Below are 5,332 nucleotides of genomic sequence, written 5' to 3'. Positions count from 1 at the left end.
GTCTGGGGGCGGAGCCCCCAGGTTTTGCGTCCCACCCTGCGCGGGAGCGCATGCGCGGCAGCGGGAAACGGCCTTCCCTGAAGGGGACAGGGGAGGATCGTTTCCGCTGCCGCGCGTCAGGAGCGGTGCCGCGCCGACTCGGCACCGCTCCCGGTCTCTGCGAACCTCACCCTGCGGCAATTCGTGTGTTCCCCACAAGAGTTGCAAAGCGTTGCAACGATGTCGTGAAAACGGCAGTGACTGACGCGCCGAAGACGCACCATAGGGAGGTAAGTACCTCGTTCGGGGGAGAGTCATGTACGAGGAGAGAGGCCCGGCCCGCCCGGAGATCGCCGAATCCTGGCGCCGCGTCAACCGCCTCCGGGTGGACCCCGACGACGGCCCCGACCCGCACCACCTCCCCATCGAGGAGGTCCAGCACCGCCGCGAGACCTCCCCGCTGGCAGGCGTGCTCCCCGAGCTCTACGAGGGCCTGAAGTCGGTCAGCGACGAGCCTGGTCACGTGCTGGTGGTCTCCGACGCCGAGGGCGTCGTGCTGTGGCGCAGCGGCGGCCGGCGCGGCCTGCGCGCCGCGGAGGCCATCGGCCTCCAGCAGGGCGCCCATTGCGGCGAGGAGGTCATCGGCACGAACGGCATCGGCACCGTGCTCGTCGCCCGCACCCCGCTCGCCGTACGGGCCCGCGAGCACTCCCTCCGTATCCACAAATCCTGGACCTGCATCGGCGCCCCGCTGCACGACCCGCGCGACGGCCGGCTGCTCGGCGTGGCCGATCTGAGCGGCCCCGCAGAAACGCTTCCTCCCACCGCTCTGCCGCTCATCACCGCCGTCACCCGCCTCGCCGAGGCCAGCATGCGCGAACGCCACCGCCAAGTCCTCGACCGGCTGCGGTCGGTGGCCGCCCCGGTGCTCGCGGGCCTGCGCGGCCAGGCGTTCGCGGTGGACGCGCACGGCTGGGTGGCCGGCGCGGTCGGCCTCGCGCCACCGGACCGGGTGCGGCTGCCGCTGCGGCCGGAGGCCGGCGAGTGCACGGTGCCCGGCGTCGGGCGGTGCGTGATGGAGCCACTGCCGGGCGGCTGGCTGCTGCGGGTCGGCAAGGACGAGGAGGATCAGGCCCCGAGCCAGGTGGTGCTGGACGTCAGCAGCCGCAACGCCTGGACGCTCACGGTCGAGGGCTACGCGGGCCGCTGGGCCCAGGAGTTGAGCCCGCGGCACGCCGAGGTGCTGCTGCTGCTCGCGCTGCGCCGGGACGGCCTGAGCGCGGCGTCGCTGGCGGACGGCCTGTTCGGCGACGCGACCCGGACGGTGACCGTACGGGCGGAGATGTCGCGGCTGCGCCGCACGCTGTCGAGCGTGCTCACCCACCGCCCGTACCGCTTCACGGACGGGGTGGACGTGCAGGTCCGCTTCCCGGAGCGGCTCGCCGACCTGCTGCCGCACTCGACCGCTCCGGGGGTACGGGCGGCTAGGTCCGGGTGACGGGCAGCCACGCGGCCGCGTCGGGCGGGAGGGTATCGGCGGCCGGCGTGCTTGCCAGCAGGGCGGGGCCGTCCAGCGCGACCGGCTCGGGGCCGAGGTTCACCACGCAGCGCAGCCCGTCGCGGCTGAAGTCCAGGGTGCCGGGGGCGGGTTGCGGGTGCCAGGTCAGGCCGCCGGTGGCGTGGGCGTGGCGCAGCCGCAGCGCCGCGCGGTACAGCCGCAGCATGCTGCCGGGGTCGTCGGCCTGCGCGCGCGCCGACAGCCGCCCCCAGTCCGCCGGCTGCGGCAGCCACCCCGGCCCGGGGCCGAAGCCGAGCGACGGGCCCGCGGGCTCCCACGGCAGCGGCACGCGGCACCCGTCGCGGCCTTTGCGGGCGCCGGCGGAGCGGGCGTACACCGGGTCGGCGAGCACCTCGGCCGGCAGGTCGGCGACCTCCGGAAGGCCGAGCTCCTCGCCCTGGTAGACGTAGGCGCTGCCCGGCAGGGCGAGCAGCAGCAGGGCGGCGGCGCGGGCGCGACGCAGGCCGAGCGCCGGGTCGGCCTGCGGGGCTGTGCCGTTGGTACGCAGCCAGGCCTCCGGGTCGGTGTCCGGCGGGAGGGCCAGCCGGGACGCGTGGCGGATCACGTCGTGGTTGGACAGCACCCAGGTCGGGGCGGCGCCGGTGGAGTCGGCGAGGGCGATCGAGCGGTCGATGGTGGCGCGCAGCTCCTTCTCCTCCCAAGGGGCGCCCAGGAAGTCGAAGTTGAAGGACTGGTGCAGCTCGTCGGGCCGGGTGTAGAGCGCGCGGCGGTCCAGCTCGGCCCAGGACTCGGCGACGGCGGCGCGCGGCGGTTGGTACGTGTCGAGCAGGCGGCGCCAGGAGCGCAGGATGTCGTGCAGCTCGTCGCGGTCCCAGAACGGGTGGGTGCCGTTCGCGCCCGCGCCGACGATCCGGTGGTGGACCTGGCCGGGGCCGAGGTCGCGCAGCGGCGGGGTGAGGTCCTTGGCCATGCCGTGGGCGACGTCGATACGGAATCCGTCGGCGCCGAGGTCGAGCCAGAAGCGGAGGATGTCGTCGAATTCGGCGGCTACTTCGGGGTTGCTCCAGTTGAGGTCGGGCTGCTCGGGGGCGAAGAGGTGGAGGTACCACTGGCCGTCCGCGACCCGGGTCCAGGCGGTGCCGCCGAAGACGGACTGCCAGTCGCTGGGTGGTGCGGCGCCGCCGTCGCGGCCGTCGCGGAAGACGTAGCGCTCGCGGGCGGGGCTGCCGGGCCCGGCGGCGAGCGCTTCCTGGAACCAGCGGTGCTGGTCGGAGGTGTGGTTGGGCACGATGTCGACGATGACGCGCAGGCCGAGCTCGTGCGCGCGGGCGATGAGCGCCTCGGCGTCGGCGAGGGTGCCGAAGCGGGGGTCGACGTCGCGGTAGTCGGCGACGTCGTAGCCGCCGTCGGCCATCGGCGAGGGGTAGAAGGGCGTCAGCCAGACGGCGTCGGCGCCGAGCCCGGCGATGTGGTCGAGGCGGGCGGTGGCGCCCGGCAGATCGCCGACGCCGTCGCCGTCGGAGTCGGCGAAACTGCGGACGTAGGTCTGGTAGATGACGGCGTCGCGCCACCAGGCGGGGTGGTTCTGGCGGTCTTGGCTGTCCTGGCGGTCCTGGCGGTCCTGGTGGTGCTGGCTGCTGGTCATGTGCGGTCCTTCGGGTCCTTCGGGTCCTTCAGGGCGGCGAGTTGGGCGGTGCCGGAGCGGGGCGAGGTGAGGACGGGGATCGGCAGCGCGTCGGCCGGGATGGCGGCGGCCATCGAGGCCTGGGCGAGGACGAGTACGTCGCAGCGGGCGGCGAGGCGTTCGGCCTCGGCCGCGATGAGCGTGTCGTGTTCCGCGGCGCGGCCTGCGGTACGGGCCTCGTACGCGCCCGGGCAGGTGGTGGCGGTGAGGTCGGCCGCGACGCCGGCGGCCGCGGCCTGGCGGCGGATCAGGTCTGTGGTCGGTTCGAGCGTGGAGGCCAGCGTGGCCAGCACGCCGATCCGCGGCCCGGTCCGTACCGCCTCGGCGGCCATCGGCTCGTCGACGCGCAGCACGGGGATACCGGCGAGCGGCCGCGCGGCTTCGGCGGCGGGGCCGACCGAGGAGCAGGTGACGAGCACGGCCTCGGCGCCCGCGGCCTCGGCGTGTTGGACGTAGGCGGCGAGGCGGGCGGCGGTGCGCGGCAGCGGGCCGTGGGCGATGGTGTCGGCGAGGAGGCTTTCGTCGACGACGTGGTACGGGCGGGTGTCCGGGGCGAGTTCGCGTACCAACGGGTCGAAGACGGCCGGAAGTGCCGCGACGGTGTGGAGGAGGCAGACGCGGGTCACGCGGGCACCTCCGGTGTGGGGGCGGGCGCGGTGGCGGGCGCGGGCGCGGTGGCGGGCGAGTTGGCATCGGATGGTGACGGCAGCGCTGCCGGGTTGCGCCCGGTCGCGGTGCCAGTGGGAAGGCTGGCTACGGAAGGGGAGAAGGGCGCGGCTGCGGGCGTGGTCCACCAGGGGCGGCCGTGCGTGTCGACGGTCTCGGCGAGCCGCCGCAGTCGGTCCGCGCATGGGCCGGCCAGGGTCTCGCGCGGGTCGGCGGCTTCCAGGGCGTCGGTCCACAGGGCCCGCCCCGCGAGGAATCCGGAGGCGCCGGCGCGGCAGGCAGCCTCGACGGCGTTCGGGAAGTCGGTGAGGGTGACGCCCTGCGAGAGCACGACCCAGGGGACGTCGACGACGGCGTCGATGCGCTCGGCCTCGGCGGCGAGCTCCGCCACGCTGCCGCGGCCGCCGCTGGGTACCTGGCACTTGTAGAGCGAGGGGCGCAGCGGGGCGAGGGCGCGGGCGGCGTCCACGATGGCGTCGTTGAGGCGGAAGGTGCCGGCGGCCTCCTCGGCGGCCGTGGGGCGGGCGACGGGTTCGAGTACGGAGGCGAGGCCGGCGGTGCGGCACAGCTCGGTGAAGCGGGCGGCCAGTTCGATACGGCGGTTCTCGTGGCCGTCCCGGCGCCAGATGACCAGGAGCTTCAGGCCGCGGGTGCCGTCGGCGGCGATGGCGGCGGGGGCGATGTCCGTATCGAGTGCGGTGTCCTCGACCGGGCCGCCCGGCTGCTGGTCGAGGGTGTCGACGGCGAGGATGGGGGCGCAGCCGGCCGGGAGCGCGGCGGCGTCCAGCATCGGGCGGTAGCCGTAGTCGCGGTCGATGAGCAGCGCGGAGGCGTACGGGCCGAGTTCGCGGGCGACGGCGAGCTTGAAGTCGGTGAGCCGGGTGTCGGGTATGGCCGCGCCCGGGACGCCGGCGCGCTCGGCCATCATCGTGCGGAGCGAGTCCCGCTGGTCCATGGCGACCATGGCGAACGTGCCGGTCGGGCGGGGCGGCCGAGACGGTGACGACGGCCTCGGCGGTGCCCATGGAGTCGGCGACGTGGCCTGGTGCGCGGGCGCCTGCGGTCCAGGCGCCGACGAGGTGGTCGTGGCCGGCGACGACGACGGGGGTGCCGGGGCGGAGGCCGGTGCTTGCCGCCGCTTCCGGGGTGACGTGGCCCACGGGCTCTCCGGGGCCGTGGACGGTGGGCATCTGTTCGGGCTTCAGGCCGGCGTCGGCGAGGAGTTCCGGGTGCCAGCGGGCGGCGGCCGGGTCCCAGGCCATGGTGCGTTGGGCGAAGGTGGCATCGGTGCCCGTACGGCCGGTGAGGGCGTGCGCGACGAGGTCGGCGGCGCCTGCCCAGGTGTGCATGTGCTCGAGGCGGTCCGGGTGTTCGGCGCGGAGCCAGTGCCAGCGGGCGAGCGGGACCTTGGCGCTGGGGAGGATGCCGGTGCGGGAGTGGAGTTCGGCGCGGCCGTAGGTGCGGGCGAGGTGGTCGGCGTGGGG

Annotated in this window: 4 protein-coding genes and 1 pseudogene; 1 reads left to right on the top strand and 4 read right to left on the bottom strand. The window is 75.3% G+C overall.

Going from position 1 to position 5,332, the window contains the following annotated elements:
- The first annotated feature begins 295 nt into the window (after positions 1–295).
- Positions 296–1,477: a helix-turn-helix domain-containing protein gene (locus tag G5C51_RS39660; RefSeq protein ID WP_165245409.1), complete on the top strand. Its 1,182-nt coding sequence runs from the start codon at positions 296–298 to the stop codon at positions 1,475–1,477.
- On the opposite strand, the gene G5C51_RS39655 is transcribed toward G5C51_RS39660, so the two are convergent.
- From G5C51_RS39655 to G5C51_RS44380, 4 genes and pseudogenes are all read right to left on the bottom strand, one after another.
- Entirely contained in the window at positions 1,464–3,143 is a 1,680-nt protein-coding gene (locus G5C51_RS39655) for a glycoside hydrolase family 13 protein (RefSeq protein WP_165245407.1), read from the bottom strand. The genes G5C51_RS39660 and G5C51_RS39655 overlap by 14 nt on opposite strands.
- The gene (locus G5C51_RS39650; protein WP_165245411.1) at positions 3,140–3,808 is read right to left on the bottom strand and encodes an aspartate/glutamate racemase family protein; all 669 of its coding nucleotides are present in this window, start codon (positions 3,806–3,808) and stop codon (positions 3,140–3,142) included. Before G5C51_RS39650 ends, G5C51_RS39655 begins: the two co-directional genes overlap by 4 nt.
- A complete protein-coding gene (locus G5C51_RS39645) occupies positions 3,805–4,803 on the bottom strand; it encodes a hypothetical protein (RefSeq protein WP_206314820.1) in 999 nt (332 codons plus the stop codon). The genes G5C51_RS39650 and G5C51_RS39645 overlap by 4 nt, the downstream gene beginning before the upstream one ends.
- A gap of 172 nt (positions 4,804–4,975) precedes the next feature.
- Positions 4,976–5,272 (bottom strand): annotated as a pseudogene (locus G5C51_RS44380) (FGGY family carbohydrate kinase); the annotation flags it as partial.
- Positions 5,273–5,332: the final 60 nt, after the last annotated feature.

It is taken from the genome of Streptomyces coryli (genome assembly GCF_011044975.1).
GTDB lineage: Bacteria > Actinomycetota > Actinomycetes > Streptomycetales > Streptomycetaceae > Streptomyces > Streptomyces coryli.
The sequence above is the reverse complement of the archived record's forward strand: the minus strand, read 5'-3'. Positions and strand labels throughout refer to the sequence as shown.